This window comes from Crossiella sp. NPDC003009, assembly GCF_053591555.1.
In genome coordinates, this window is sequence record NZ_JBSFUA010000012.1 from 96500 (window position 1) to 122218 (window position 25719).

The following is a 25719-nucleotide window of genomic DNA, read 5'->3' on the forward strand; positions in this document are numbered from 1 at the left end:
CGCCCCTACCTGATCTCGTAGCCGAACTTGCGGTAGAACTTCGCGTCCTTGCTCTCGTACTCGTTCGCCACCTGGCCGAGTCCTTTGCCCGCCTCGTCCAAGGCGATGAACCCTTCCTTGAGCGTTTTCAGCACATCTACCAGCGCCAGGTTGTAGTTCTCCGGCACTCTCGCCTGGTTGCCCAGCAAACCGAGGTCATCCGATGCGAGCACTTTTCCGTGCAGCTTTTTGTACGCGTTGTCCCAGGAGTCCGCGGCGTCCAGCAGGAACTTCACGTTGGCCCGCAGCGCGGCGGGCACCACCTTGTAGCTGGTCATCCGAGCACCTCCTCCCGCCGGGCCCTGGCCTTGTCCTCGGCCGCCCGCACCGCGGCCACCACGGCCCGGCCCAGCGCCCTGCCGTTGGTGTAGGCGAGCCCTTCGGGGTCGAGCTCGACCGACTGGAGCCCGCCGAGCGCGTTCACCACCACCCGGCCGAGCTGGTTGCCGATGTCCTGGCTGACCAGGGTGCTGGTCGCGGTGGCCGCCCAGGCCTTGACCTGCGCCAGCCGACGTTCCGCCGCGGCCAGGTCGTCCTGGATCTCGCGCAGTGACCGCACCGCTCAGCCCTCGAAGGCGGGCAGCAGCTCGGCCAGCGCGGCCTGGTTCTCCGCCGCGGCCAGCGCCCGCGCCTCGCTGATCGCCGTGACGATCACCGGGCCGAGCCGCCGCGGATGGGCCGAGCGCAGGGCGCGGTCGTCGATGTCCAGCTCCACCAGCTCGCCGACGCCGTTCACCACCGCCGTCACCGAACCATCCGGTGCGGCCGCGCGGTGCCGGTGGCCTGCCGCCTCGGCGCGCGCGGCGGCGAGCCGTTGCCGGGTCTGTTCGAGCTCGCGCTCCACCGCGCTGAACCCGCCAAGGTCAATTTCGTCCATAGGTGCCCCCCGTATTGATCTAATGGCACCCTATCGATGCGCGCGCGGGGGAGCTTCGCGATCATCGTGAATACACACGAAAGGACCGCGAATTAGCCTAGTTATTCAGTTGGCCATTTGCCAATTGATATTGAATTTTTCCCTAATTCCAGGAGGGTAGCCACACTTCGGCCTGCCAGCGCCAGGGGGTCACCGAGTCGCCGTTGAGGATGGGCCACAGCCAGATGAAGTTGGCGATCACCAGGCCCACGTACAGCGCCACCACCAGCAGCCCGGTCTTGCGCCGTTCCGCCCCGGCATCCGCCCTGCCCAGCACCTCGCCCAGGATCAGCACCAGTCCCAGCACCATGAACGGGGCCATCGGGGTGGCGTAGAAGTAGTACATCTGGCGGTCCAGGTTGCTGAACCAGGGCAGCCAGCCCGCGCCGTAACCGACCAGCACGGCGGCGTAGCGCCAGTCCAGCTTGCCGAAGGCCCGCCAGACCGCCCAGCCCAGCATCGGGAAGGCCAGCCACCACATGGCCGGGGTGCCGATCAGCTTCACGCCGGCCATGCAGTCGGTGCGGCCGCAGCCGGGCACCACGCCGTTGGACTCCAAGTAGTAGAGCATCGGCTTCAGGCCCATCGGCCAGGCCCAGGGCTTGGACTCGTACGGGTGCTTGTCGGTGGGGCTGAGGTTGTTGTGGAAGGTCAGCACCTCGTTGTTGTTGTACAGCAGCGCGCGCAGCGCGTCCGGGATGAAGCCCCAGGTCCCGCCCTCGGGCAGGGCGCTGCCGACCAGGTGCCGGTCCACCCCGGTCTCGCTGGCGAACCAGGCCCACCAGGTGCCGAAGTAGACCAGCACCGGCAGCACGGCCAGCGAGGCGAAGGCCGGGAACAGGTCCCGCGCGATGGTGCCCCGCCATGGCCGCCGCACCCCGGCCGCGCGGCGGGCGGTGACGTCCCAGAACACGCACAGCGCGGCGAAGGCGGCCACGAAGAACAGCGCCGACCACTTCACCCCGACGCCCAGCCCGAGCAGCACCCCGCCGGCAAAGCGCCACCAGCGGAAACCCAGCCGCGGCCCGTAGTCGCTGACGCCCGCCCAGCCCTCGCGGACCGCCACCGCCAGCCGGTTGCGCACGATGTCCCGGTCCACCAGCAGCGCGCCGAACCCGGCCACCACGAACAGGGTCAGGAAGATGTCCAGCATGCCGACCCTGGAGCCGACGTGGCTGACCCCGTCGGCGATCAGCAGCACCCCGGCCAGCGCGCCCAGCAGGGTGGAGCGGGTCAGCCGCCGGGCGATCCGCACGATCAGGATCACGCACACCGTGCCCGCCACCGCCGCGGTGAACCGCCAGCCGAGGCCGTTGTAGCCGAAGAGCCACTCGCCGATCGCGATCAGCTGCTTGCCCAGCGGCGGGTGCACGATCAGCCGGAAGCCGGGGTTGTCCTCGTAGCCGCCGTTGTGCAGCACCTGCCAGGCCTGCGGCACGTAGTGCTTCTCGTCGAAGATCGGCGTGCCCTTGTCGGTGGGGTGCGCCAGGTTCCAGAACCGCACCAGCCCGGCGATCACCGCCAGCGACAGGGTCACCAGCCAGCCGCGCAGCCGGTCGCTGGGCATCGGCGGGCCGAGCCGCTCGGCCGGGTCGCGCAGCACCGCCCCACCAGGCGGTTCAGGCGGCGGCGCCTGTTCGGCTGCCAGCCAGCCCTCGTCGGTCGGACGGCCGGCGGCGGGCGGCACCAGAACACTCACGCTGCCGATCGTAGGGTGAGCCGCATGAACGCCCCACCCGGATCGGGTCGATTGGTGCTCGCGGCCACGCCGCTCGGCGAGATCGGCGACGCCTCACCACGCCTGTCCGAGGCCCTGCGCAGCGCCGATGTCATCGCCGCCGAGGACACTCGCCGCCTGCGCAACCTGTGCGCCGCGCTCGGCGTCGAGCCCGCCGGACGGGTGGTGAGCTTCTACGACCAGAACGAGGTGGGCCGCCTGCCGGGCCTGGTCGAGGCGGTCCGCGGCGGCGAGCAGGTCGTGCTGGTCACCGACGCGGGCATGCCCAGCGTCTCCGACCCCGGCTACCGGCTGGTCGCCGCCTGTGTGGCCGAGGACCTGCCGGTGACCTGCCTGCCGGGGCCCTCGGCGGTGACCACCGCGCTGGCCGTCTCCGGACTGCCCTGCGAGCGGTTCTGCTTCGAGGGCTTCCCGCCGCGCAAGTCCGGCGAGCGGCGGCGCTGGTTCACCCAGCTGGCCAGCGAGCAGCGCACCGCGGTCTTCTTCGAGGCCCCGCACCGGCTGGCGGCCTGCCTGGCCGACGCGGCCGAGGTGCTCGGCGGCGACCGGCTGGCCGCGGTCTGCCGCGAGCTGACCAAGACCTACGAGGAGATCCGCCGCGGCAGCCTGGCCGAGCTGGCCGAGTGGGCGGCCGAGGGGGTGCGCGGGGAGATCACCGTGGTGCTCGCCGGGGTCTCCGCCGACCAGGACGAGGTCGAGGTGACCGCGCTGGTGGAGGTGGTGGAGGAGCGGGTGCGCGGCGGCGCGCGCCTCAAGGACGCCACCGCCGCGGTCGCCGCCAGCACCGGGGTCAGCCGCAAGGCCCTCTACGACGCGGTGCTGCTGGCCAGGAAGTCCTGATCAGCCCAGGCAGACCTTGCGCACGTTGTCCAGGTTCTTCACCGTCTGCTTGGCCCAGTCGGCCAGGTTGACCACCCCGTCCACCTTCTCCTTGGCCAGCGAGGTGTAGTGGTCGGCCACCGTGGTCAGCGCGCCCTTGACGTCGGCCTCGGCCACGTTCTTGGTCAGGTCGATCAGCCGGTCGGCCTTCTCCTTGGCCTCGTTCCTGGTCTGCTGCGGGTCCTCCGGGTTCGGCTGCAGCGAGGCCAGGCTGATCGCCTCGGTGCAGACCTTGGCCTTGTCCGCGAACGCGCTCGCCTGCTGGCAGGCGCCGAGCAGGGCGATCGCGGGCACCGCGGTGAGCAGGAGCAGAGCCAGCCGAGGTGACCTGCGCATCGGAACCCCTCCAGTGATCAACGTGTGAGTGTGCCGCCCAGGCTAGGGAGATCGGCGGTCACCGTGCGTCGGTCCCGGGATGGACGCCGATCTCCTCCGCTGGGTGGACAACCCCGCCCGCGTACAGCCGTCGGATCACGTCGTCGATGGAGGGCTCGACCACCGAGATGTCGTGCACCGCGGCCCGTTCGGCCACCGCGGCGATCAGCGCGGCCGCGGTGATCCGGTCCCGCTGGAACACCAGGTGGTGCCGCCTGCCCTCGTTCTCCACCCTGGTCTGGGTCACCCCCGGCAGCCCGGTCAGCGGTTCGGCGGGCTGCTCCAGGTCGACCACCAGGGTGCGCTCGCCGACCGCCTCGGTGCGCAGGGTGGCCAGCGGCCCGTCGGCCAGCACCCGGCCGCGGTCGATGACCAGCAGCCTGCGGCAGAGCCGCTCGATGTCGTCCAGGTCGTGCGTGGTGAGCAGCAGGGTGACGCCGCGGGTGGCGTTGAGCTCGGCCAGGAACTCGCGCAGCCGCTCCTTGGACTCCAGGTCCAGCCCGATGGTCGGCTCGTCCAGCACCAGCAGCTCCGGCGCGTGCAGCAGCGCCGCGGTGACCTCCCCGCGCATCCGCTGCCCGAGCGAGAGCTGCCGCACCGGGGTGCGCAGGAAGTCACCCATGCTGAGCAGCTCCACGCACTCGGCCAGCCGGGCCGCGTGCTCGGCGGCAGGCACCCGGTAGATGTCGCGGAGCAGCGCGAAGCTGTCCGCCAGCGGCAGGTCCCACCACAGCTGGCTGCGCTGGCCGAAGACCACGCCGATCCGCGCGGCCAGCTCCACCCGCCGCCGGGACGGGTCCAGCCCGCAGGTGCGCACCCGGCCGCCGGTCGGGGTGAGGATGCCGGTGAGCATCTTGATCGTGGTGGACTTGCCCGCCCCGTTGGGACCCACGTAGCCCACTGCCTCGCCGCGGGCCACGGTGAAGGACACCGCGTCCACCGCGGTCACCTCCCGGCGCTCGCTGCGGAACCGGCTCAGCTTGTGGCGCACCGAGAAGGTGCGGGTCAGCGACTCGGCTGCCAGGTGCGGGGTCATGATCCAGTCCCTCGGTAGTGTCTGACCGCGGCCCGCCACACCAGCGCGGCCAGCCCCAGCGCCAGCGCGGCCACCACCGGGCTGATCCAGCCCAGGAAGGCAGGCGTGCCAAGGGGATCGGGCTTGCCGAGCAGGGCGAGCGCGGGGAAGTAGGCGATGAAGGCGGCCGGGATGACGAAGGCCAGCGCGGTGCGCAGCCAGGCCGGGTAGATGGTGATCGGGTACGAGGCGAGGAAGTGCCCGCCGTAGGTGAGGCCGTTGGTCAGCTCCGCGCCCTCGATCAGCCAGAAGCACACCGAGGCCGCCATCACCCACACCGCGCTCATCAGCACCGCGCCCGCGATCGGCGAGACCACCAGCAGCAGCGCGGTGTGCCAGCCCCACTGAATGTCCACTGTGGACACCACATAGGCCAGGATGCCGATGCCGAGGCAGATCCGGCCCAGCCGCCGGAGCTGGAAGTCCGAGACCATCAGCTGGCCGAGGCTGCCCAGCGGCCGGATCAGCAGCGAGTCGAACTTCCCGGTGCGCAGGTACTGCGGCAGCCGGTCCAGCTGGCCAACGGCCAGGTCGGCCAGGCCGAAGGAGGTGCTGGCCAGCGCGTACATCAGCAGCACCTCCTCCCGGCTGAACCCGCCGAGGTCGGTGACCCTGGAGAAGATCGCCAGGATCGCCACCAGCTCGGTGGCCTGGGCCGCCGCGTCGCCGACGCAGGTCATCAGGAAGGAGACCCGGTAGGTCAGCTGGGAGCGGATCTGCGCGCCGATCAGCCTGCGGTACACCCCGAAGCTAGCCACCCTGCACCACCACCTTGCGCACCGCGCCGCGCAGGGCCAGCCGCCCGCCGAGGTAGAGGATGCCGAGCCAGACCGCCTGGTGGGCCAGCGGCGCCAGCGGCGGGCCCGCCTCGGTGAACACGTCGATCGGGGCCTGCACCAGCGCGGGGAACGGGGTCAGCCAGAGCACGGTCTGCAGCCAGTCCGGGAAGAAGGGCAGCGGCACGATCAGCCCGCCGAGGATGCCGGCGGACATGCCGTAGAGGGAGACCGGGCCCCGGTTGTCCAGCAGCCAGAACGCGCTGAGCCCCAGTAGGAACCGGGCGCCGAAGCTGACCGCCACGCTCAGCCCGAGGCTCAGCGCGAACAGCGGCCAGGTCAGGCCGTGCGCTGGCCACAGGAACGGGAAGAACAGCGCGCCGAAGACCACCGGCGGCAGGAACCGGGTGAGGAAGGCGTACCCGGCCCGGCCGAGGTCCTCGGCGAGCAGGACCAGCTGCAGGTTCCACGGCCGGGACAGGTCCACCACGACGTCACCGGTGCGCACCCGCTCGCCGATCTCGTGGCCGCCCCACAGCACGACCGTGGCCAGCATGCCCTGGCCGAACCACACGTAGGTGGAGGAGCGGGCCGCGTCGTACCCGGCGACCTCGCGCCGCCCGTCGAGCATGGCGAAGAGCACGGAGACCCGGAGCAGCCCGAAGACCAGGTTGGTGCCCAGGCCGGCCAGGGTGGCCCCGCGGTAGGAGGAGTAACGACGGAAGCCCGCGCCGATCATGCGCGCGTAGAGGGCGGCCGGAGAGCGCACGTCAGTCCACGCTACGGCGCGGGTCAACCGGATTTACGGGATCAGCACGATCTTGCCGACGCCCCGGCCGGTGATCATCTTCTTCAGTGCGGCCGCCGCCTCCACCAGCGGCAGCTGCTCGGCGATCGGCACCTCCAGCTGACCGCTGCGGACCAGCTCGAACACCGCGACCAGGGTCGCCCTGGCCTTCATGTCCGGCCGGATGCCGTAGAAGCTCGCCCGCCGCCCGTTGGCCGCGCCAAGCAGGCCGCGCAGCCGGTAGCCGAGGACGCGGCCGACCAGCGGCAGGTACGGCAGGAACCGGTTGCCGGGCCGGTCGTAGGTGCTCGCGGAGCCGTAGCCGACGACGATCCCGTTGCGCGCCAACAGGTTCCAGCTCCGCGCGTAGCTGTCCGCGCCCAGGTGGTCGAACACCGCGTCCACCCCGCCCGGCGCCAGCTCGCGCACCCGCGCGACCACGTCGCCGCGGTAGTCGATCGGCTCGGCGCCCAGCTCGCGCACGGCCGGGTGCTTGGCCGCCGAGGCGGTGCCCAGCACCCTGGCGCCCGCGTTGAGCGCGAGCTGGACCAGCAGCGTGCCCACCCCGCCGCTGGCGCCGTGCACCAGCACGGTCTGCCCGGCGCTGATCTTGGCCACCTGGTGCGCCAGCTGGTACGCGGTGATCCCGTTGAGCACCACGGCCGCCGCGACCGGGCCGGCGATCTCCTCCGGCACCGGCACCAGCGACTTGGCAGGCACCTCGGCGAAGCTGCGCCAGCCGCCGGTGACGGTCAGCGCGGCCACCCGCCTGCCCACCAGCTGCGCGGGCACGCCGTCGCCGACCTGGCGCACCTTGCCGACGAGCTCGTAGCCCGGGGTGAATGGGAACTTGGGCTGCGCGGGGTAGGTGCCGTGCAGCATGTGCACGTCCGCGAAGGCCACCCCGCTGGCCTCCACCTCGATCAGCGCCGATCCGGCCGCCGGGGCCGCCGCGATGCGTTCCCGCACCTCAACCGGCCCGCCCTTGGCGGTCACCACGATCTCGCGAACCCGTGTCACCGGCACTCCTCCCAGTCACGAACCTCCAGCCTGCCACCCCGCGGCAAACGTGGGCGTTTCCGGGTCAGCCCGCCGCGACGGGCGGCACCGAGGACCAGCCGCCGGGCAGCAGGTCCCAGTCCAGCCAGGGCACCGCGCCGGCCCGCTGCAACGCGGCCGCGGACAGCCACACCGCGGCGATGGTCAGCGCGGGCAGGATCAGGCTCAGCTCGACCTTGCCGCCGGTCTTCATCCGCAGGATCTTCGGCGGCGCCACCGGGAACCACAGCTTGCCCATGATCGGCACCGGCCACAGCATCGGACAGCCCTGTTCGGTGATCGCGTCCCCGATGTAGTGCGCCACGCAGCCCGCGATCACCGCGATGCCCAGCGCGGGGGCCTGTTCCGGCCCGGTCTGCGCCCAGGACCAGCACAGGATGGTCAGCAGCGCCGAGGAGCCGCTGATCGCCCAGGCGTCCCGCTTCGGGCACCACTTGTGCATCAGCCCGCGCACGGCCAGGCCGCAGAAGAAGAACAGCAGGATGGGCAGCGCCCAGCGGTTGGTCGCCTGCACCACCGCGGTGGTGCCGATACCGGCCAGTAGCGCGAAGACCACGGTGTGGGTCAGGCCGCGGTGCCCGCCGTCCCGGTTCGAGTCCTTCTTCGTCCGGGTTCCCCGGTACACGGCGTGACTGACCGTGTTGATCGCCTTGGACGCGGCCTTGCTGATCGGCCCGAAGGTGCGGGACACGGTGGAGCCCGGGTGGTCCAGGTCCGGCAACAGCGCTGCTCCGGAGGCCATGATGGCCCCGACCACCACGGTCTGCGGGGTGAAGTGGCCGAGGTCGTAGGCGCCGAAGCCGACCACCACCGCCCCCCAGGCCGCGGTCCCACTGATCGCATGCGTCGGCCCCGTCGACATCGTCCCCCCAGCTTGTTTCACCCGATCCAGCGAGGGAAACCTATCGGCCGGCACCGACAGCGGGTGTGACGGTGTTCCCTTTTCCCGAGGCCCGAAAGCGACTACCCCCCGCTTACCAGTACGCTCGTCTTGCTTGCACCGTCGCGAGAGGAGAGCCCGTCGTATGGGCAAGATCAAGGTTCACGGGACCGTCGTCGAGCTCGATGGCGACGAGATGACCCGCATCATCTGGCAGTTCATCAAGGACAAGCTGATTCACCCGTATCTCGACGTCAACCTCGAGTACTACGACCTCGGCATCGAGCACCGCGACGCCACCGACGACCAGGTGACGATCGACTCGGCCAACGCCATCAAGAAGCACGGCGTCGGCGTGAAGTGCGCGACCATCACCCCCGATGAGGCCCGCGTCGAGGAGTTCGGCCTGAAGAAGATGTGGCGGAGCCCGAACGGGACCATCCGCAACATCCTCGGCGGCGTGGTCTTCCGCGAGCCGATCATCATCTCGAACATCCCCCGCCTGGTGCCCACCTGGACCAAGCCGATCATCATCGGCCGTCACGCCCACGGTGACCAGTACAAGGCCAGCGACTTCAAGGTCCCCGGCCCCGGCACCGTCACCATCACCTACACCCCGGCCGACGGCTCCGAGCCGGTGGAGATCGAGGTTGCGCAGTTCCCCGAGGGCGGCGGCGTCGCCATGGGGATGTACAACTTCCGCAAGTCCATCGAGGACTTCGCCCGCGCCTCGCTGTCCTACGGGCTGCTGCGCAACTACCCGGTCTACATGTCGACCAAGAACACGATCCTCAAGGCCTACGACGGCATGTTCAAGGACGTGTTCGAGGAGGTCTTCCAGGCCGAGTTCAAGGCCGAGTTCGACGCCAAGGGCCTGACCTACGAGCACCGCCTCATCGACGACATGGTCGCCGCGGCCATGAAGTGGGAGGGCGGCTACGTCTGGGCGTGCAAGAACTACGACGGTGACGTGCAGTCCGACACCGTGGCGCAGGGCTTCGGCTCGCTGGGCCTGATGACCTCGGTGCTGATGACCCCGGACGGCAAGACCGTCGAGGCCGAGGCCGCGCACGGCACCGTGACCAGGCACTTCCGCCAGCACCAGGCCGGCAAGCCGACCTCCACGAACCCGATCGCCTCGATCTTCGCGTGGACCGGCGGCCTGAAGCACCGCGGCAAGCTGGACGGCACCCCCGAGGTGACCGGCTTCGCCGAGACCCTGGAACAGGTCATCATCAACACGGTCGAGAGCGGCCGGATGACCAAGGACCTGGCGCTGCTGATCAGCAAGGACCAGGAGTGGCAGACCACCGAGGACTTCCTCGCCACCCTGGATGAGAACCTGCAGAAGAAGATGGCCGGCTGACCAAGGCCGCCAACAGGCTCCGAGGGCCGTCTTCCCGCGCCGGAAGACGGCCCTCGGGCTGTCCGCTCACTTTTTGTTGCCGCGACAAGCACGTTCGGGTGGCACCACCGGCCGCCCGGGTGCACTTGCCGACCGGCCTCTTCGCAGCTCAGGGGCGGCCCGCTATACCGGGTAGGGGCCCGCGAGCGCCAAGGAGGCCGTTGTGTTCATGATCCGTCCGGTGCTGCTGGTCGGCGCCGCCGCCATTGGCCTGTTCGTGCTGTCCTTCGGCAGCGACGCCCAGGGCGACAAGCCGGGGGACAAGCCGGCCGACGGCCAGCCCCGCTGCGAGTTCCACGTCCAGGCTGACCTGCTGAACGTCCGCTCCGGCCCCGGCCCCGGGCACAAGGTGGTCACCCGCCTGCGCAAGGACGCCCTCACCGGCGGCCACGGCGAGACCAAGGACGGCTTCCGCAAGCTGGCCGACGACCGCTGGGCCGCCACCGAGTTCCTGAAACCGGACTCCCGCAACACCTGTCAGTGACTCACCGCCCCCCGGTCACCACCCCATCCGCCCCCAGCTCCACCCGCGGCCGATCCCCAGCCAGCTCCAGCCCCCGCACCGCCACCCCGGACACCCCACCCGGCAACGGCGCGCGCCGAACGGGCACCAGCTCCCGCACCTGGTCAAGGACCACCGGATCGCCATCCACGCTGGCACTCTCCGGTCCCACCACCACCTGGTCCCCCTCGATCCGCACCCCGAGCACCACCTCGACCCGCCGCCCGTCCACCACCCCGTCGAACCGTTTCCCCGGCCCCGCCCGCAACCCCGTCACCGCGGGCAGGCTGACGAACCAGGACACCGACTCGGCCCGGTGCTGCCCCGGATCCACCCGCCGCGCCACCACTCGCACCGGATTCCCAGCCGAGTCAGTCCCGTCCGCCTCCACCACCTCGAACCAGCTCCCCGCCGAGTCCACCCCCGGCGCCCCCTCCACCCGAACCTCCCCAGCCAGCCCCGCCACCAACGGCCGAACCTCCGCCGCCGCCACCTCGGCGGAGGAACCCCCAGCCCACAACAACGGCGCGACCAGATAAGCCACCAGCGCAACCCCAGCCACGAACCCCGCGACCCGCCCCGCACTGACCCGCCGCCCGGCGTCCATGAGCACCGCTCCTCCCAGTGATCTTGAGTCCACCTTGCCGGGGTGAGGAGGGAGGGGCCTCGGCCGTTGAGCTGGAGATGGCGGGGCCGGGTCGGTCGATCGGTCAGCGAGGAACGCGTTGGCGCGACTGGGGATCGGTCTTGGCAACGGCAACAGTGCCGTCCCGGCTCGCACACGCCGCACCTATCGCCGCCGCGCTCGCCTCCCCGCCGCCTGTTGTGCCGGTTGCCTCCGCAGCCGCCACCAATCGCCACGGCCTGCCGGTCACGTGGCCGCCCCAGCACCGCCACGTACTGAATACGACCGGTCATCTCAATATGACCGGTCGTCTCAGGAGGTAGGGTCGGTGCCGGGGGCTTGGTCGCTTACCGCGTTGGTCAGTGAGCCGTGCGGCCGCTGCCCGAGCTTCGCTGCGCGACCGCATCTCCGCTGCGTCGAGGCTGCCCGCCCCACGACCCCACCCGACCATCCCGCCACCCGCACCAGCCGCCCACCCGCGACCTGCCGCCTGCGCTCGCCCGCCGCCGCCCGCCGCCGTCGGCCGCCGCCCGCCCCCGCACTTCGCTCGCTCGCCGCCTGCGCTGGCCCGCCGCCCGCCGCCTACCGCCTGCCGCCGCCCACGAGCCGCCTGCCCGCCCGCCAGCCGCCACCCTCCGCCGCCGCCACCGCCTCCCAGCCGCCCGTCAGCCACCGCCGCCTCTCAGCCGCCGCCTCTCAGCCGCCGCCTCTCAGCCGCCGGCCTCCAGCCCGCAGCGGCCCCCCGTCGCTCGCGCGCACACCGCCGCCCACCCGCCATCCGCTCGCCCGCCGCCTGCGCTGGCCGTCCGCCCCCGCCCCGCCCTCGCCCCGCCACGCCACACCGTCCACCCCCCCGCCACGCCCCACCAACGCCCACCACGCCAACCCACCACGCCAACCCACCACGCCATCCCGCCACCCCTCCCACCAGCCTTGACACCCCCCAAGACGACCGGTCATATTTACCCCATGCCACGCCCCAGCGTCCGCGAACTCATCGTCGAGACCGCCCTCACCGAGTTCCACCGCAAAGGCTTCTCCGCCTGCTCCGTCGAGGCCATCACCCGCGCCGCCGGCGTCCCCAAGGGCTCCTTCTACAACCACTTCCGCAGCAAGGAAGAACTCGGCGTCGAGGTGATCGGCCGGTACGCCGGCAATCCCGACTGGTACCGCGACGCCAAGTCCGACGCGCCGCCGCTGGAGCGACTGCGGGCGCGGTTCGTGGTGATGCGGGATGTCATGGCGGACAACGAGTTCACCAAGGGCTGCCTGATCGGCAACATGGGTTCCGAGCAGGCTGACCACAGCGCGTCGATCCGGGCCGAGGTGGACGCCAGCCTCGCCTCCTGGTCCGACGTGATCGCCCAGACCGTGCGGGAGGGGCAGGCCGACGGGACTGCCAGGGCCGGGCTGGACCCGGACCGGGCGGCCCGTTTTGTGCTGAACGCGTGGCAGGGCACGTTGTTGCGGGCGAAGGCGGTCAAGTCGGAGCAGCCGTTCGACGACTTCTTCGCCGTGGTGTTCGACGACCTGCTCGCCCCGAACTGACGCTAGGCGGTCAGGTCCAGCACCACGCGGAACCGGGCCTTGCCGGAGAGCATGTGCCGGTAGGCCTTGGCGGTCTCGCTCAGCGGCAGCACCTCGGTCATCGCGCGGATGCCGCTGCGCGCGCTGAACCGCAGGTTGTCCTCGTTCTCGATGGAGGAGCCGGTCAGGCTGCCGCTGATCCGCCGCATGCCGAAGATCAGGTCCCCGGTCCGCGCCGTGATCGGGTCCGGCGCGGCGCCGACCACGATCAGTTCGCCGCGTGGGGCGAGGCCGGTGACCAGCGGGGACATCGAGGCGCCGCTGGAGGCGGTGGCGATGATCGCCGCGGCGCCGCCGAGCCGCTGCAGGGCCTCGCCGGGGTCCTCGGCGCGGCTGTCGATGTAGTGCTCCGCGCCCAGTTCGGCCGCCAGGGCCGCCTTGTCCGTGCCGCGGGCGATCGCGGCGACCCGGTAGCCGAGCGCGCGGGCGTGCTGCAGGCCCAGGTGACCAAGCCCGCCGATGCCCTGCACCGCGACCAGTGCGCCGGGCCGGGCGTCGAGGCGGGCCAGTGCGCTGTAGGTGGTCAGGCCGGCGCACAGCAGCGGCGCGGCCTCCACGGCTGACAACTCCGCCGGGATCCGGGCCAGTCCGGAGGCCCGCGCGTAGACCACCTCGGCGTAGCCGCCGTCCGCACTCAGGCCGGTCCGCGGCTGGTCTTCGCAGGTCACGAAGTCACCCCTGCGGCAGGACTCGCACTCGCCGCAGTGCCCGCCGAGGAAGCCGACGCCGACCCGCTCGCCGACCCGCCAGCTGCGCACCCCGGCGCCGACCGCCTCGATCACGCCGACCACCTCGTGTCCCGGCACGATCGGCTCCACCCTGGTCCCCTCGACCGCCAGCACATCGGTGTGGCAGACCCCGCAGGCTTGCGCGCGCAGCCGCACCTCCCCGGGACCTGGCTCCCGCACCTCCCGGTTGACCAGCGCGAACTCTTGGGAGCCGAGCGCGGTGACGGCTCGGTAGGTGGTGCTGGGTACTGTCGCCATACCCTCAATATGACCGGTCGTCTTAAACGCTGTCAAGGCGACGCGGACGGCCCCGACGACCCCTTGACCACCCGCCGACCGCGTGCCACGACCGGGTCCCGCACGAGCCGACCGGGTCCCGGACGAGCCGCGACCCGTGCCGCCTCAGCGCGCCCTGCCCTCCTTGAGCACGGCCACCGACTTCGCGATCCGCCGCGCCCTGGTCTCCTCGGTCTTCGCGCCGTCCACGTTGAGCACGTGCCAGCGCTGGTTGCTGTAGGAGATGCCGCGGAAGAACTCAGCGGCGGCCGGCTCGGCGGCCAGCGCGGCGGCCAAGTCCTCGGGCAGCTCCACGGTGCGGGGCGCGCTGTCCAGGGCCACCGTCACCTCGACCTGCGCACCGGCGGCCACCCCGGCCGCGGTGCGGTTCTCCGCGCTCAGCGGCAGCCAGAACTCCCCGCCCATCACCGCCACCGTGCTCCGGTAGGTGTGCCCGCCGACGGTGACCAGCACGGCGGGCCGCTTGCCTGCCCCCAGCGCCTCGACCACCTCCGCGGGGACCTGGAGCCCGGTCGCGGTCTTGCCGCCGAGCACGACCGTGGTCGAGAACTTCATCGCGGTGTCCTTTCTCCTGTGGTACCAACGCGATCGTGACCACCGCAACGGATCGACTGGATCAGTGGATCCGGACGGAGTTCGCCGACCTCAACACCGACCTGGAGCAGCGGTACTTCGCCGCCCGCACCGAGATCCTGCTCGGTACCCCCGACATCGACCGCCTGAAGCACACGATCGTGACCCGCGGCGCCGCGCTGATCGCCGAGCTCGACCCGGTGGACAGCTACGACCTGCTCGGTCTGGTCGGCTTCTACCTGGGCGCCTGCCGCCGCCACGAGACCGGCACGGACGCGGAACTGGCCCCCGCGCACGCCGCGGCCAACCGGATCGGCCTGGCCCTCGGCGTCGCGCCGCGGTACGTCTTCGCGCACCAGTCGCTGCACAACCTTGCCGGTAGCGCGGGATACCGCACCTTCACCACGCTGCCGGACGAACGCGTCTTCATCGAGTACAACGGCCTGTCCGTGCTGGCCTACCAGCGCGCCGCCACCGCGCTGCGCCGCATCCCGACACTGGGCGTCGGCAACCCGCTGGCCGGCTACCTGCTGGCCGAGGCGCACAGCGCGCTGCTGGACGTGCTGCGGTTCAACCAGAGCCTGGCCAAGGAACTGGACGTGGACCGGTTCTTCTTCAACATCCGTCCGTACTTCAAGTCCTACCGGGTCAACGGCATCGACTACCGCGGCGCCAACGCCGGCGACTTCGCCGCGGTGAACGAGATCGACCTGCTGCTGGGCCTGTGCCGCCCCCAGGACCCGTTCTACCAGCACATCCTCAGCGAGAAGGCGCCGTACCTGCCGCCGGAGGACCAGCCGCTGCTACGCGCCGCGATGACCCAGCAGCCGCTGCTGACCGCCTTCCTCCGCGAGACCGCCGCACCGATGCCCGCCCAGCTGCGCGCCAACGCCGAGCTCTTCCTCGACGTCTGCCGGGCGCACGCGGCCGCCTACACCTATCACCACCACCAGCTGGTCAAACCGTTCCTGGAGGTCCCGGCCCGGCACGCCCCGCCCAGCCGCCAGGCCGACCTGACCGCCAGCGGCCCACCGCTCGCGGTGGTCATCGAGGGCCTGGCCCGGCTCGCGGACCTGCGCGCGGCCAGGGACCGCCCCGGCCTGACCACCGCCCGCGCCGACCTGGACCTGCTGCGCGAGCGCTGCGCCTAGCAGGCCTCGGCGGGCACCAGGTCGCGGAACCGGGCCGCGTTCACGTGCGCGCTGTCGCCGGAACAGTTGTTGAACACCGCGTACGTGGTCTCCGCCCGTGCCGCCAGGTCCCGCACCCGCTCGGCCCAGTCCGCCAGCTCGGTGTCGTCGTAGCGGTACCGGTACCGCGCCAGCTTGTCGCCCCACTCCCACTCGGGACTCCGGCCGTGCAACCGCAGCACCGCCTCCGGCGCGGTCACCGCCATGACCGGCGGCACCGAGCCGGGCAGACCCTGCGTCATGTCCACGCACACGTACGCGATCCCATGCCTGGCAAGGAAATCCAGCGTGCCGTCCCGCTCCTCCTCGCTCAGCCAGGCCGGATTCCGGAACTCGGCGCACATCCGCAGCGGCGCCACCCGCCGCGCGCACTCGGCCAGATACTCCCGCGCCCGCTCGCCCGGCCGGAAGTAGGGCGGGAACTGGAACAGCAGCAGGCCCAGCTTTCCCGCCGCCACCAACGGATCCAGCTCACCGAGGAACCGCTGCCACACCTGGTCGAACAGCTCCGGTTCCAGGTCGCCCGGCCGCACCTCGCGCGGACCGGCGGGCCGCAGCTCCGGCGGCAGCATGGCCACCGGCGTCCGGTGCCGGGTCAGCAGGCTGAAAGCCTTGACGTTGAAGACAAATCCATCCGGCGTGCGCTCCGCCCAGGCCTTGGTGACCGAGGCCCTCGGCAGTCCGTAGTAGGTCGAGTTGACCTCCACGAAGTCGAAACGCTCCGCGTAGCAACGCAACCGCTGCTCCGGCGTGTACACCCCCGGCGGGTACCAGCCCGTCGCGATCAGCGAGGAGTCGGACCAGCCCGCCGTACCAACCCGTATGGCTCCCACCCGCAACGGCTGCCCCGCCGCGCCGCGCCCGAAACGAGGCCAGATGGCGGCTCTACCTATTTAATTCCCCCGCTCTTGACCGTGCCGAGCGCCACCGGTCACGCTCCGTACCGTCTTGCTACTCGCAAGTAGGGAAGGTCTCCATGGCTCGGTTCCTGCTCGTGGCCGGTCTGGTCGCGACGATGGCACTGCCCGCCGCGTCGTCCCTCGCAACGGCCGCGCCGACCGCCGTCCAGCGCTACGTGGCGCTGGGCGACTCCTTCGCCTCCGTCGGCACCATCACCAACATCCACCTGGACCCCGTGGGCTGCGCGCGGTCCAAGGACAACTACCCGGCCCAGCTGGCCGCCCGGCTCAAGCCCAAGGCCTTCGTCGACCGCAGCTGCGGCGGCGCCAGAACCCCGGACATGACCGCGCCCCAGACCGTCCCCCTCGGCGTCAACCCGCCACAGCTGGACTCCCTCACCCCCGACACCGACCTGGTCACCCTGTCCATCGGCGGCAACGACATCGGCTTCGCCGAGATCGTGCTGACCTGCGCCACCCTGAGCGCCACCGACCCCGCGGGCGCGCCCTGCAAGAAGCACTTCACCAAGGACGGCGACGAGATCAACCGCCGCATCGCCGACCTGGGCCCCAAGGTCACCAAGGTGCTGGAGGGCATCAAGTCCAGGGCGCCCAAGGCCCGTATCGCGGTGGTCGGCTACCTGCGCATCCTGCCGCCCACCAAGGGCTGCTGGCCCCTCGTGCCCATCGCCGCGGGCGACGTGGCGTACTTCGAGCAGGTGCAGTCCCACCTGAACACCAGCATCGGCAGCTGGTCGGCCAAGGCAGGCGCCACCTTCGTCAACCCCGGTCTGGTGACCGGGCACGACGTGTGCCAGCTGCCGGGCGTGAAGTGGGTGGAGGGCCTGATCCCGACCTCGCTGTCGGTCCCGGTGCACCCCAACGCCAAGGGCCAGGAGTACGTGGCCGGCCTGACCGCCGCCGCCCTGCGCTGACCTCCGTCGCGGCTACTCGCCCCGCTCAGCCCGAGGCGAGCAGCCGCCGCACCCGCTCCGCTTCCTGCCCGCGCCGCTGCTTCTGGAACAACTCCAGCGCTTCCGCCCGCACCGCCCGCGCCTGCGCCGGATCCACCTCGGCCAGCGCGTCACCCAGGCGGTCGAGCACATCCGCCTCCGTGGCGGCATCCGTCCGCTGGCGGCACAGCTCCAGCGCTTCCCGGTAGAGCCGGACCGCCTCGTCCAGGTCGCCGCTGCGGTGCGCCAGGTAGCCAAGGCTGAGCAGGCAGCGGGGGATGCCGCGCAGGTTGTCGTCCCGCTGGCAGCGGGCCAGCGCGTCCAGGCAGTGCGCCCGCGCGGTGTCCAGCTCCCCGAGCTGCGCGGTGTACCAGCCGACCTCGTTGAGCGCGTGCGCGCCGCTGACTGCGTGGAGCTCCTCGTACAGCGCCAGCGCAGCCTGCGAATGCGCCAGCGCCTGCTGGTAGTCCTTCAGCTGCGCCCAGGCCGAGGCCACCGCGCGGTGTGTGTGCGCTTGCCCGAGCCGATCGTCGGCTGCCTGGGCTGCCTCCAGACCCAGCTGCAGCTGCCGCAACGCCTCATCGTGCTGCCCGAGCTGCGTGCAGGCCCGCCCCAGGTGCCGGTGCGCCTGGATGCGGCAGCGCCAGTCGCTCAGGTGCGCCGCCGCCGCGGTCCCGGCCTGCCACATGGTGAGGTTGTCGCGCAGGTAGCCCTGGCTCAGGTTGTACGAGGTCAGGGTCCAGGCCAGCTGCCAGACGGCCGCGTGCCAGCCCATTTCCACCGCCAGCTGCTGGGCCGCCATAAGGTTGGCGTGCTCGGCGGCGAACCACGTCTTGGCCTCAGCTGCGGTCTCCGGCAGCACGGGTGCGCAGCCCTCCAGGAGGGCTGGCAGCTCGATCGGCATGTGGTGCCGGTCGATCAGCACGTCCGCGCCGTGCGCCAGGTGGCAGTAGAAGTCGAGCAACCGCCGCGGGGCCAGCTCCCAGTCCTGCTCGGACAGGTGCTGCCGGGCAACGTCACCAGCGTACAGCCGGACCAGGTCGTGCATCCGGTACCGCTCGTGCTCGCACTGCACCAGCGACACGTCCACCAGCTCGTTGAGCAGCTGCTCGACCTCGGCCTCCGGCAACCCGGCAAGGCTCGCCGCGGCCGCGACGCTGATGTCCTGCCCCGGCGCCATTCCCAGCAGCGCGAACATCCTGGCCTCAGCGGTCGGCAACGCCTGGTAGGAGCAGGACAGCACGGTCTGCACCGAGTGCGACTTGCCACCATCCAGGGCGGCCAGCCGCCTGCTCTCTTCCTTCAGCTTCTTCGCCATCCGCGCCAGCGACACGCTGCTGTCCCGCTGCGCGGCCACAATGCTCAACGCCAGCGGCAGCCCGGCACACCACCGCAGCAGCTCAGCAGTCGCTTCCGGCTCAGCTGCCAGCTGCGCCTCACCCAGCCGCCGGGCCAGCAGCGCCCGCGCCGCCTCGTCATCAAGAACGGTGACTTCCAACGGGTGGAAAGGCGTGCTCACCTGCAAGCCAGCCAGCCGGTCCCGGCTAGTGATCAACACGGTGCAGGTCGGATTCCCTGGCAGCAGGTCAATGACCTGTTCCCCGTCCCTGGCGTTGTCCAGCACGACGAGCATGCGCCGCCCCTGCAGCTCACTCCGGTACAGCCCGATCAGGGCGTGCTCTTCCGCCGGAATCCGTTCCGGCGGAACGTTCAGGGCGTTCAGGAATCCGCGCACCGCCTCCTGCGGGGACATCGGCTCCTGCCTCGGATCGAAGCCCCGCAGGTCCACGAACAGCTGCCCGTCCGGAAACCGGTACGCGTTCTGGTGCGCCCAGTGCACCGCCAGCCAGGTCTTGCCCACGCCACCGGCGCCGTTCAACGCCGAGATTGCCACCGTGGCCCCTTCAGTTGCCGAGCCGGCAAGCGCGCCGTTCAGCGCAGCCAGCTCCGGCTCCCGGCCGGTGAACGTGCTGGGCGAGGGTGGCAGCTGCTGCGGCCGTGGCCACTCCCGCTCGGCCGCGAACCAGACCCCGCCGTGGATGACCCCGGCTTGCACCGACGGCCCGTGCACCGGCCCGTTGACGGTGTTGCGAACCTCGCGGGCGGCTGACATGGCGCACAGTTTGCCCGACTGGCAACCACTATCGGGGGAACTCCCCGCTACTTCGTGTACACCGCGTCGCTCCCATACAGCTCACGGGTGAAGCTGGAGATGTAGGAGGCCGAGTCAGCCGCGCCCAGGTTGTAGGTCAGGAACACGCCGTAGCCCTCGCTCACGGTGCGCCGGGCGAGGCTGGCCGCGGTGCCGGTGGCGGTGCGGCCGATCTCCACGGCCGCTGGCGAGAGGCGCTGCTTGGGCAGGGAGATGTTCGGCACGCCCCAGGAGCCGTAGTACGGGTTCCAGGCGTAGCTGAACTTCGGGCCGATGTTCACCCCGCCGTAGGAGAGCCGGGTGGCCGACGGGCCGATGTTGTACAGCGAGATGATCTTGTTGGGCAGGGTGTTCCGCAGCGCGGTGACCAGGTGCACGAACGAGCTGGCGTTGGGCTGGCCGGTGCCGTTCTCGCCGTACTTGGCGTACTCGTCGTCGAAGTCGATGCCATCGAGCCCGTACCTGGTGACCGCGTCGGAGAGCTGCTTGGCGAAGGCCTCGGCCGCCGCCTTGGACGGGAAGTTCGCGAAGCCAGCGCCCTGGTGGTTGCCGAGCACGGACAGCACCACCTTGATGCCCTTGGCCTGCAACGGGCGGATCTGGGTCGCCGCGTTGTCCAGCACCCGCCGCACGTTGTCGTTGAAGTGCAGGTACGCCGCCTTCTTCGCCGGGTCGTAGTTGATGTTGGCGGCGAAGATGATGCCGATGTCGAAGACGTTGCCGCCGCCCTTGGCCAGCGTGTACTTGCCGACGTTGAGCATGCTGTGGTTGTTGACCTCGACGTAGGCCACGGAGACCGGCCCGTTCTTGGCCCGTGGCACCGGGCTGCCCGCGGCGGGAGTGGTCACGCCGACCGCGAGGGTGGCCGCGGCCAGTGCTGCGAGCGCGGCCGACCGCGCGGTGATCCGACCGAACTTGACCATCGTTGATCAAACTCCCGTCGACTGAGCTGCTGGGATCGTGTGCTGGTCCAGACAACTATCAGCCGCAAGGGCGCACGGGTCCATCCGCCGAAGTGCGGGCGCCTGCCTAGACCGCGGCCAGGCGGCGGTGCTCCAGCACGGCCGCGACCAGGAAGCCGCCGGTGCCTGCGACGGCCAGCACCCAGAACAGGCCGGGCGCGCCGAGGAAGAGCGCGGCCGAGGAGATCAGGGTGAGGTAAGTGCCGAGCACGTAGTGCAGGACGTTGCGGCGCACCGCGCCCTCACCCAGGTACAGCAGGCCGACCACGAACCCGGCCCCCGCCGGCCACAGCATCGAGTGCACGTTCGGCATGCCCGGCAGCGCGTGCAGCCCGTTGATGGTCAGCGCCAGCCCGGCCATGCCGATCACCCAGGCCGCGCCGATCAGCTTGCCGGAGAACGCTTCCGGCCCGCTCAGGCCCTTCTGGGCGCGCAGCGCGGCGAGGGTGGCGAAGACCGTGCCCGCGGCGAGCCCGGCGATCAGCAGGACCATCGGCAACCAGCCGGGCAGGGTGATCGGCGGGTTGTCGCCCTTGCTGAGTGCGGAGGCGCCGTGCCCGAACAGGTAGGCGAAGGCGAAACCGAGGTAGGCGGCGCGGCTGTCGACCTCACCGGCGCGGGCGGTGAGGCGGGGGGCCATCGGGGCGGCGAAGGTTGCGGTGGTCATGGCTGGGGCCTTCCGTTCATGAGGTGGCACAAGGGGATGGTGATCCGCTGGTTGATGTCGGCAGGCCAGGGACACGGCGTGCACACGGCGCGCTGGTGGGCGAGCCCGTGCAGGCCGAGCCACAGCGCGATCGCGTCGGCCGCCGGTGCGGTGCTGTCGCCGTGGCCCTCGATGACGCAGTCGCGCAGGAGCCCGGCGATGAGCTCCAGCGACGCCGCGCCCAGGGTGGCCACCATGTCGGCGGTGAGCCCACCGCGGCCGAGCACGGGCTTCCACGCGCCGTCGAACATGAGGCGGTAGCGCTCCGGGTGGTCGCGGGCGAAGCCCAGGTAGGCCGCACAGACCGAGAGCAGCCGGCGGCGGGAGTCCGCACCGGCCTGTTCGGCGGCGCAGTGGAGGCGGTCGGCCAGCTCGGCGAAGGCCTGCCGCACCACGGCGAGCATCAGGGCCGGCTGGTCGGGGAAGTGCGGGTAGATCGACGGGGCGGCGATGCCGGTGCGGCGGGCCACCGCGCGCAGGGTCACCGCCCGCTCGTCACCGCCGTCGTCGATCAGTCCGGTGGCCGCGGCCAGGATCTCCGCGCGCAGCAGCGCGCCCTCGCCCCGGCGGTTCCTGGTGTGCGGGCGGATGGCGCTGGTCACGGGTGCGGCTGCGCGACGATGACCACCTTGCCCAGCACGGTCCGCGACTCCGCCAGCGCCAGCGCCGCCCCGGCCTCCGACAGCGGGAACCGCCCGGCGATCTGCGCGGTGAGCACGCCGTCGGCCAGCAAACGCAGCACCTGCGTGAGGTCCTCGGCCAGCCGGGCGCGGAAGTCGGCCAGGCGGCGCTTGCCCGCCCAGAAGTTGTAGAACGTCGCGCTCTTGCCGTTGGGCAGCAGGTTCCACAGCAGCAGCCGCCCGAACGACTTCAGCACCGGCAACCGCGAGTTACCGTCCTCGTTCTTGGTGGCCGCGGTGCCGTAGGAGACGAGGGTGCCGCCCCGGCGCAACAGCCGCCACGACTCCGCCAGCCCCGCCCCGCCGACGTGGTCGAACACCGCGTGCACGCCCTCCGGCGCGATCTCGCGGATCCGCTGGTACATGTCCGGATCGCGGTAGTTGACCGGAATCGCGCCTAGCTCCCGCACCGAGTCGTGGTGCTGAAGGGAGGCGGTGCCGATCACCCTGATCCCGGCATGCCGGGCCAGCTGCACCAGCGTGGACCCAACCCCGCCATTGGCGCCCAGCACCACAATCGTGCCGCCCCCGGGCACCTTCGCGGCGCGGTGCAGCATCTGCCAGGCCGTGATCCCGTTGACCACCACCGTTTCCGCGGCGGCGGAGTCCACCCCGTCCGGCACCGGCACCAGATCGGCGGCCTCCAGCACCAGCGAACTGGCCCACCCCCCGATCTTGGTCACCGCGGCGAACCGCCGCCCGGCCAACGCGCCGTCCACCCCCGGCCCGACCGCGGTCACGGTCCCGACCACGTCGTACCCCGGCACGAACGGAAACGGCGGCTGATCGTAGTACTTCCCCCGCCGCATCTGCTGCTCGGCGAACGAGACCCCAGTCGCGTCCATCCGCAACACAACCTGCCCCGCGCCCGGCGCGGACAGCTCCGAGGTACGCACCTGGAGCTCACTGGAGTCGACCTTGCCAGGCAGAACAACCTGGGTGACCTGGGTGGTGACAGTGCTACTGGTCATGGCGTGCTCTCCTCCGACGCTTGAACTTACGGCCGTAAGGCTACGCACGTTAGCTGACTCAGCGCAAGAGCTAACACCCGTAAGCCTTTCCTTGTAAGCTAACGCCCATGGAAGACGCCAAGGCCGCGCCCAAGCCCACCCGCGCCCGCAACCGCCGCGGCGAAGGCGCCCGCCTGCGCGAGGAGATCGTGACCGCCGCAGTCGCCCTGCTGGACGAAACCGGCGACGAAAGCGCCGTCACCCTGCGCGCGGTGGCCCGCCAGGCAGGCATCGCCGCCCCGTCGATCTACCGCCACTTCCCCGACCAGCCGAGCATCATGCTGGCCGTAGTCCAACAGGCCTTCGCCGAACTGGAAGCCCGCCTCCGCACCGCCAGAGACGCCGCCCCCCACCACCCCCGAGCCCGCCTGACCGCCGTCTGCACCGCCTACCTGGACTTCGCCCAACAACACCCCGGCCGCTACCGCACCATGTTCGGCGGCCTGTGGATGCCCGACCTGGCCAACAGCACCCTGACCGAATCCGACATGACCGAACTCGGCCAAGCGGCTATGCACCTACTCGCCGAGGTCCTGGCGGACTGCGTCACCGCGGGCCTGTCCACCAGCACCGACCCGTCCGCCGACGCGGTGGCCCTGTGGCTGGGACTGCATGGCCTCGCGCACCAGCGCGCGGTGACCGTGGTCTTCCCGGGGCCGGCGGACATCGCCGACCGCATGATCAACGCGCTCGCGCACCTGCGCGACTAGCCGGCGAACCGGACCGCTTGGTCAGGTTCCATCAGCCATGCTCGCAGGAAGGGGGGAAGGCTACGTAACCGGCGCAGTTGTCGAACTGTGGCAAATTGCCGTTGATTAATCTGTTGCTCTATTTTGCGTGCAATATTTCCGAAGTAGTTCGGTTCACGGGCGCACGGGTGGATAGTATATAATTTTCCAATGACCCTCGAAGCCGAGCTCAAGAAGTACCGTCGACGGATAGCAACGGATGCATATCCAATGTCTATTGGCGAACTTAGTAACCTCTATCGTGACGGTGAGCTCGACATCCATCCGGAATTCCAGAGAATTTTCCGGTGGACCCCCGAGCAGAAGACGCGATTGATTGAGAGTATTCTTCTTGGGATTCCGCTCCCCAGTGTGTTCGTTGCGCAAAATGCCAGTGGAATCTGGGATGTAGTCGATGGAGTGCAACGCATGTCGACGATATTCCAATTCATGAACATTCTAAAGGGCGAGAACGATGAGCCTATCGAGCCCTTCATCTGCATGGCGGCGCCGTTCCTTAAGAGCATCGAAGGCATGTCCTTTGAGCCAGTCGACGGCGCTACGAGCAATCTGAGTCCAGCGCAGCGCCTGGATTTCAAACGGGCACGTATCGATGTAAAAATTATCAAGCGTGAGAGTGACAAGCGCGCTAAGTATGACCTATTCCAGCGATTGAATTCTTACGGCTCCATGGCTACAGAACAGGAGCTTCGGAACTGCTTGCTTGTAAGTATGAGCAAGAAGCATTTCGAATGGCTCGAAAATATTGCAGAGGACGAGGCATTCAAGGAGGTTCTAGACCTTCCTCACCGTCTATTTGAAGAGCGATACCACATGGAACTTGCCCTTCGCTTTGTCATTTTTAGAAAGATTGAAGAGGGGCAGCTTAGGAAAATCGGAAATATCGGAGAGTATCTCACGGCGGCCCTTGTTGAGCTGACAGAGTACACTAGTGATGAGCTTGAACATGAAGCAAAAGTTCTTCATTCAACTTTCACCTTGCTAAAGGAGGCGGGCGGCTCTGCAATGCTTCGTCGCTATGACGCTCAGACCGGCCGAACGGCAGGAAGCTTTGCGTTGACAGCGTTTGAGATCATTGCGATGGGTATCGGATACTACGACGCACCGGAGCGTATCGATGTTGACGTCCTTAATCGTCGACGCGCGGAGCTTTGGCAGAAGGACGAATTCAAATCCCGATTCTCTTTTGGGCTAAGCGCCGATCAGCGCATGCGAAAAACTATTCCCGCCGGGCGGGCACTATTCTCTGAGTGATGGTGCCCTCAAGTGGATATTGAATCCCTCGCTGACTCTTTAGAGCGTGCTCTCGCGCACAGAAAGCGCGAACTCTCACATGTAAAAACGACCCTCCAGGAAGGCGTAGCCAATGAAGGTGAAGTTGGGTGGATAACTCGGACCGCCGTGGCGCTATCCTATGCGCATTGGGAAGGGTTTGTTAAAACATCTAGCATTAAATATATAAAGCTGATCAATTCCCAGTCTCTTCGTATTTATATGCTTAAGGAGCCTCTGCAGGCAGGTTGCCTCACAGGGCACTTCAGGCGGGCTTGGTCAAGCAGCAAGTCTTGCCATCTCGGTGCTGTGTTAACAGCGATAGACGCCCGCCGACGCGAGATTTTTAGCGTAAATCCCAATAAGTTCGTTGACACGGAAAGCAACCTTTCGTCGGTTGTATTCCGTGAGCTAATAATGGGAATAGGTCTCGACTATCTCGACGCCTATTCTATGCGCCATGCCTTCATTGACGAGCAGCTTGTTAGGGCTCGTAATCAAATCGTGCATGGCGAGCTAGTGGAATTCACTCCGGAGCAGGCGGTGGGTAGAATTGACGGAGTACTTTACATGCTTAAATTGTTCTTTGATCACTTGCTTGACAGTGCTCGGGATCGAGCCTACCTAATAGGGTGAAATCCAATGTATCCGGCCTGCCTCACTGAATCTCGTGGATTCGCGATTGTGACGAGTCTATGGCGAGCTTGCTACTGTTGTCCTGCTCGGGTATTCGGATTCATGAGCGAGACGTGTTCGCGCCAGGTTGTCTCTGTCATTCCAAATCCCGGTGATTTCTGCTTAGTCCGGGGAGATGATGCGGGGAAGAACGGCGAGATGTCGTCGGATCGCCGTCGGCTCTGCGCACGGCACAAGGCGATGGTCAGATGACTCAGCGGATCTTCGCT

At 69.5% G+C, this 25719-nt stretch carries 28 protein-coding genes; 9 read left to right on the forward strand and 19 right to left on the reverse strand.

The genetic code is table 11. The features are described 5' to 3' along the window. Positions 1 to 5 precede the first annotated feature (5 nt). From ACWDY5_RS16135 to ACWDY5_RS16150, 4 genes are all read right to left on the reverse strand, one after another. Positions 6 to 317 (reverse strand): hypothetical protein, encoded by a 312-nt coding sequence (locus ACWDY5_RS16135; protein WP_449722983.1) that lies wholly within the window; start codon positions 315 to 317, stop codon positions 6 to 8. Next, on the reverse strand, positions 314 to 598 hold the full coding sequence (locus ACWDY5_RS16140; RefSeq protein WP_449722984.1) for a YbaB/EbfC family nucleoid-associated protein: 285 nt from the start codon (positions 596 to 598) through the stop codon (positions 314 to 316). The genes ACWDY5_RS16135 and ACWDY5_RS16140 overlap by 4 nt, the downstream gene beginning before the upstream one ends. Positions 599 to 601: 3 nt before the next feature. Next, positions 602 to 916 carry a YbaB/EbfC family nucleoid-associated protein gene (locus tag ACWDY5_RS16145; RefSeq protein ID WP_449722985.1) on the reverse strand — a complete coding sequence of 105 codons (315 nt, stop codon included), beginning with the start codon at positions 914 to 916 and terminating at the stop codon, positions 602 to 604. A gap of 142 nt (positions 917 to 1058) precedes the next feature. Beyond that, positions 1059 to 2654, reverse strand: a complete 1596-nt coding sequence (locus ACWDY5_RS16150) for a dolichyl-phosphate-mannose--protein mannosyltransferase (RefSeq protein ID WP_449722986.1) — start codon at positions 2652 to 2654, stop codon at positions 1059 to 1061. 24 nt (positions 2655 to 2678) lie between these two features. Between ACWDY5_RS16150 and rsmI the strand changes: the two genes are divergently transcribed. Continuing rightward, positions 2679 to 3533 carry a 16S rRNA (cytidine(1402)-2'-O)-methyltransferase gene (gene rsmI / locus ACWDY5_RS16155; protein ID WP_449722987.1) on the forward strand — a complete coding sequence of 285 codons (855 nt, stop codon included), beginning with the start codon at positions 2679 to 2681 and terminating at the stop codon, positions 3531 to 3533. Here rsmI and ACWDY5_RS16160 read toward each other — a convergent pair whose 3' ends face one another. The 6 genes from ACWDY5_RS16160 to ACWDY5_RS16185 all read right to left on the reverse strand — a co-directional run bounded on the left by ACWDY5_RS16160 (position 3534) and on the right by ACWDY5_RS16185 (position 8506). After that, the gene (locus ACWDY5_RS16160; protein ID WP_449722988.1) at positions 3534 to 3908 is read right to left on the reverse strand and encodes a hypothetical protein; all 375 of its coding nucleotides are present in this window, start codon (positions 3906 to 3908) and stop codon (positions 3534 to 3536) included. It abuts the gene before it with no gap. A 58-nt stretch (positions 3909 to 3966) separates the two neighbouring features. Continuing rightward, complete coding sequence (locus ACWDY5_RS16165; RefSeq protein ID WP_449722989.1) at positions 3967 to 4983, reverse strand: ABC transporter ATP-binding protein; 1017 nt, start codon at positions 4981 to 4983, stop codon at positions 3967 to 3969. Next, the gene (locus ACWDY5_RS16170) at positions 4980 to 5780 is read right to left on the reverse strand and encodes an ABC transporter permease (RefSeq protein ID WP_449722990.1); all 801 of its coding nucleotides are present in this window, start codon (positions 5778 to 5780) and stop codon (positions 4980 to 4982) included. The genes ACWDY5_RS16165 and ACWDY5_RS16170 overlap by 4 nt, the downstream gene beginning before the upstream one ends. After that, complete coding sequence (locus tag ACWDY5_RS16175; RefSeq protein WP_449722991.1) at positions 5773 to 6567, reverse strand: ABC transporter permease; 795 nt, start codon at positions 6565 to 6567, stop codon at positions 5773 to 5775. The genes ACWDY5_RS16170 and ACWDY5_RS16175 overlap by 8 nt, the downstream gene beginning before the upstream one ends. Before the next feature lie 33 nt (positions 6568 to 6600). Beyond that, positions 6601 to 7605, reverse strand: a complete 1005-nt coding sequence (locus ACWDY5_RS16180; RefSeq protein ID WP_449722992.1) for a medium chain dehydrogenase/reductase family protein — start codon at positions 7603 to 7605, stop codon at positions 6601 to 6603. Between the two features lie 64 nt (positions 7606 to 7669). After that, positions 7670 to 8506: a metal-dependent hydrolase gene (locus ACWDY5_RS16185; RefSeq protein ID WP_283662921.1), complete on the reverse strand. Its 837-nt coding sequence runs from the start codon at positions 8504 to 8506 to the stop codon at positions 7670 to 7672. A gap of 163 nt (positions 8507 to 8669) precedes the next feature. Here ACWDY5_RS16185 and ACWDY5_RS16190 point away from each other — a divergent pair, with 163 nt between their 5' ends. Beyond that, positions 8670 to 9890 carry an NADP-dependent isocitrate dehydrogenase gene (locus ACWDY5_RS16190; RefSeq protein ID WP_252486716.1) on the forward strand — a complete coding sequence of 407 codons (1221 nt, stop codon included), beginning with the start codon at positions 8670 to 8672 and terminating at the stop codon, positions 9888 to 9890. Positions 9891 to 10092: 202 nt separating this feature from the next. Continuing rightward, positions 10093 to 10413, forward strand: a complete 321-nt coding sequence (locus tag ACWDY5_RS16195) for an SH3 domain-containing protein (RefSeq protein WP_449722993.1) — start codon at positions 10093 to 10095, stop codon at positions 10411 to 10413. 1 nt (position 10414) lies between these two features. Here the strand turns inward: ACWDY5_RS16195 and ACWDY5_RS16200 are convergent, their stop codons facing one another. Continuing rightward, the gene (locus ACWDY5_RS16200; RefSeq protein WP_449722994.1) at positions 10415 to 11038 is read right to left on the reverse strand and encodes a hypothetical protein; all 624 of its coding nucleotides are present in this window, start codon (positions 11036 to 11038) and stop codon (positions 10415 to 10417) included. Between the two features lie 987 nt (positions 11039 to 12025). Here ACWDY5_RS16200 and ACWDY5_RS16205 point away from each other — a divergent pair. Further along, positions 12026 to 12604, forward strand: coding sequence for a TetR family transcriptional regulator C-terminal domain-containing protein (locus tag ACWDY5_RS16205; protein WP_449722995.1), 579 nt, complete (start codon positions 12026 to 12028; stop codon positions 12602 to 12604). A 2-nt stretch (positions 12605 to 12606) separates the two neighbouring features. Here ACWDY5_RS16205 and ACWDY5_RS16210 read toward each other — a convergent pair whose 3' ends face one another. Together ACWDY5_RS16210 and ACWDY5_RS16215 are read right to left on the reverse strand one after the other, a co-directional pair. Beyond that, on the reverse strand, positions 12607 to 13629 hold the full coding sequence (locus tag ACWDY5_RS16210) for an alcohol dehydrogenase catalytic domain-containing protein (protein ID WP_449722996.1): 1023 nt from the start codon (positions 13627 to 13629) through the stop codon (positions 12607 to 12609). Between the two features lie 144 nt (positions 13630 to 13773). Further along, positions 13774 to 14223 carry a YdeI/OmpD-associated family protein gene (locus ACWDY5_RS16215; protein WP_449722997.1) on the reverse strand — a complete coding sequence of 150 codons (450 nt, stop codon included), beginning with the start codon at positions 14221 to 14223 and terminating at the stop codon, positions 13774 to 13776. 35 nt (positions 14224 to 14258) lie between these two features. Between ACWDY5_RS16215 and ACWDY5_RS16220 the strand changes: the two genes are divergently transcribed. Continuing rightward, a complete protein-coding gene (locus tag ACWDY5_RS16220; RefSeq protein WP_449722998.1) occupies positions 14259 to 15392 on the forward strand; it encodes a monodechloroaminopyrrolnitrin synthase PrnB family protein in 1134 nt (377 codons plus the stop codon). On the opposite strand, the gene ACWDY5_RS16225 is transcribed toward ACWDY5_RS16220, so the two are convergent. Further along, on the reverse strand, positions 15389 to 16189 hold the full coding sequence (locus tag ACWDY5_RS16225) for a DUF72 domain-containing protein (RefSeq protein ID WP_449722999.1): 801 nt from the start codon (positions 16187 to 16189) through the stop codon (positions 15389 to 15391). The genes ACWDY5_RS16220 and ACWDY5_RS16225 overlap by 4 nt on opposite strands. Positions 16190 to 16407: 218 nt before the next feature. Here ACWDY5_RS16225 and ACWDY5_RS16230 point away from each other — a divergent pair, with 218 nt between their 5' ends. Further along, entirely contained in the window at positions 16408 to 17265 is an 858-nt protein-coding gene (locus ACWDY5_RS16230) for an SGNH/GDSL hydrolase family protein (RefSeq protein WP_449723000.1), read from the forward strand. A gap of 25 nt (positions 17266 to 17290) precedes the next feature. Here the strand turns inward: ACWDY5_RS16230 and ACWDY5_RS16235 are convergent, their stop codons facing one another. From ACWDY5_RS16235 to ACWDY5_RS16255, 5 genes are all read right to left on the reverse strand, one after another. Further along, a complete protein-coding gene (locus ACWDY5_RS16235) occupies positions 17291 to 19396 on the reverse strand; it encodes an ATP-binding protein (RefSeq protein ID WP_449723001.1) in 2106 nt (701 codons plus the stop codon). A gap of 47 nt (positions 19397 to 19443) precedes the next feature. Continuing rightward, positions 19444 to 20358 carry an endo-beta-N-acetylglucosaminidase H gene (locus ACWDY5_RS16240; RefSeq protein ID WP_449723002.1) on the reverse strand — a complete coding sequence of 305 codons (915 nt, stop codon included), beginning with the start codon at positions 20356 to 20358 and terminating at the stop codon, positions 19444 to 19446. A 106-nt stretch (positions 20359 to 20464) separates the two neighbouring features. Further along, entirely contained in the window at positions 20465 to 21064 is a 600-nt protein-coding gene (locus tag ACWDY5_RS16245) for an ABC transporter permease (protein ID WP_449723003.1), read from the reverse strand. Next, positions 21061 to 21705, reverse strand: coding sequence for a TetR/AcrR family transcriptional regulator (locus ACWDY5_RS16250; protein ID WP_449723004.1), 645 nt, complete (start codon positions 21703 to 21705; stop codon positions 21061 to 21063). Before ACWDY5_RS16250 ends, ACWDY5_RS16245 begins: the two co-directional genes overlap by 4 nt. Further along, a complete protein-coding gene (locus ACWDY5_RS16255; RefSeq protein ID WP_449723005.1) occupies positions 21702 to 22754 on the reverse strand; it encodes a medium chain dehydrogenase/reductase family protein in 1053 nt (350 codons plus the stop codon). The genes ACWDY5_RS16250 and ACWDY5_RS16255 overlap by 4 nt, the downstream gene beginning before the upstream one ends. Positions 22755 to 22861: 107 nt before the next feature. On the opposite strand from ACWDY5_RS16255, the gene ACWDY5_RS16260 reads away from it, so the two are divergent. The 3 genes from ACWDY5_RS16260 to ACWDY5_RS16270 all read left to right on the forward strand — a co-directional run bounded on the left by ACWDY5_RS16260 (position 22862) and on the right by ACWDY5_RS16270 (position 25450). Continuing rightward, entirely contained in the window at positions 22862 to 23503 is a 642-nt protein-coding gene (locus ACWDY5_RS16260; protein WP_449723006.1) for a TetR/AcrR family transcriptional regulator, read from the forward strand. Between the two features lie 189 nt (positions 23504 to 23692). Beyond that, a complete protein-coding gene (locus tag ACWDY5_RS16265) occupies positions 23693 to 24796 on the forward strand; it encodes a DUF262 domain-containing protein (RefSeq protein WP_449723007.1) in 1104 nt (367 codons plus the stop codon). Positions 24797 to 24808: 12 nt separating this feature from the next. Next, positions 24809 to 25450, forward strand: coding sequence for an MAE_28990/MAE_18760 family HEPN-like nuclease (locus ACWDY5_RS16270; RefSeq protein WP_449723008.1), 642 nt, complete (start codon positions 24809 to 24811; stop codon positions 25448 to 25450). Positions 25451 to 25719: the final 269 nt, after the last annotated feature.

Excerpts from the sequence above, each read along its gene's own strand:
- ACWDY5_RS16135 (WP_449722983.1), bottom strand. The coding sequence starts at position 317 with ATGACCAGCTACAAGGTGGTGCCCGCCGCGCTGCGGGCCAACGTGAAG.
- ACWDY5_RS16145 (WP_449722985.1), bottom strand. The coding sequence starts at position 916 with ATGGACGAAATTGACCTTGGCGGGTTCAGCGCGGTGGAGCGCGAGCTC.
- rsmI (WP_449722987.1), top strand. The coding sequence starts at position 2,679 with ATGAACGCCCCACCCGGATCGGGTCGATTGGTGCTCGCGGCCACGCCG.
- ACWDY5_RS16160 (WP_449722988.1), bottom strand. The coding sequence starts at position 3,908 with ATGCGCAGGTCACCTCGGCTGGCTCTGCTCCTGCTCACCGCGGTGCCC.
- ACWDY5_RS16165 (WP_449722989.1), bottom strand. The coding sequence starts at position 4,983 with ATGACCCCGCACCTGGCAGCCGAGTCGCTGACCCGCACCTTCTCGGTG.
- ACWDY5_RS16185 (WP_283662921.1), bottom strand. The coding sequence starts at position 8,506 with ATGTCGACGGGGCCGACGCATGCGATCAGTGGGACCGCGGCCTGGGGG.
- ACWDY5_RS16190 (WP_252486716.1), top strand. The coding sequence starts at position 8,670 with ATGGGCAAGATCAAGGTTCACGGGACCGTCGTCGAGCTCGATGGCGAC.
- ACWDY5_RS16200 (WP_449722994.1), bottom strand. The coding sequence starts at position 11,038 with ATGGACGCCGGGCGGCGGGTCAGTGCGGGGCGGGTCGCGGGGTTCGTG.
- ACWDY5_RS16205 (WP_449722995.1), top strand. The coding sequence starts at position 12,026 with ATGCCACGCCCCAGCGTCCGCGAACTCATCGTCGAGACCGCCCTCACC.
- ACWDY5_RS16210 (WP_449722996.1), bottom strand. The coding sequence starts at position 13,629 with ATGGCGACAGTACCCAGCACCACCTACCGAGCCGTCACCGCGCTCGGC.
- ACWDY5_RS16215 (WP_449722997.1), bottom strand. The coding sequence starts at position 14,223 with ATGAAGTTCTCGACCACGGTCGTGCTCGGCGGCAAGACCGCGACCGGG.
- ACWDY5_RS16230 (WP_449723000.1), top strand. The coding sequence starts at position 16,408 with ATGGCTCGGTTCCTGCTCGTGGCCGGTCTGGTCGCGACGATGGCACTG.
- ACWDY5_RS16235 (WP_449723001.1), bottom strand. The coding sequence starts at position 19,396 with ATGTCAGCCGCCCGCGAGGTTCGCAACACCGTCAACGGGCCGGTGCAC.
- ACWDY5_RS16240 (WP_449723002.1), bottom strand. The coding sequence starts at position 20,358 with ATGGTCAAGTTCGGTCGGATCACCGCGCGGTCGGCCGCGCTCGCAGCA.
- ACWDY5_RS16245 (WP_449723003.1), bottom strand. The coding sequence starts at position 21,064 with ATGACCACCGCAACCTTCGCCGCCCCGATGGCCCCCCGCCTCACCGCC.
- ACWDY5_RS16255 (WP_449723005.1), bottom strand. The coding sequence starts at position 22,754 with ATGACCAGTAGCACTGTCACCACCCAGGTCACCCAGGTTGTTCTGCCT.
- ACWDY5_RS16260 (WP_449723006.1), top strand. The coding sequence starts at position 22,862 with ATGGAAGACGCCAAGGCCGCGCCCAAGCCCACCCGCGCCCGCAACCGC.
- ACWDY5_RS16265 (WP_449723007.1), top strand. The coding sequence starts at position 23,693 with ATGACCCTCGAAGCCGAGCTCAAGAAGTACCGTCGACGGATAGCAACG.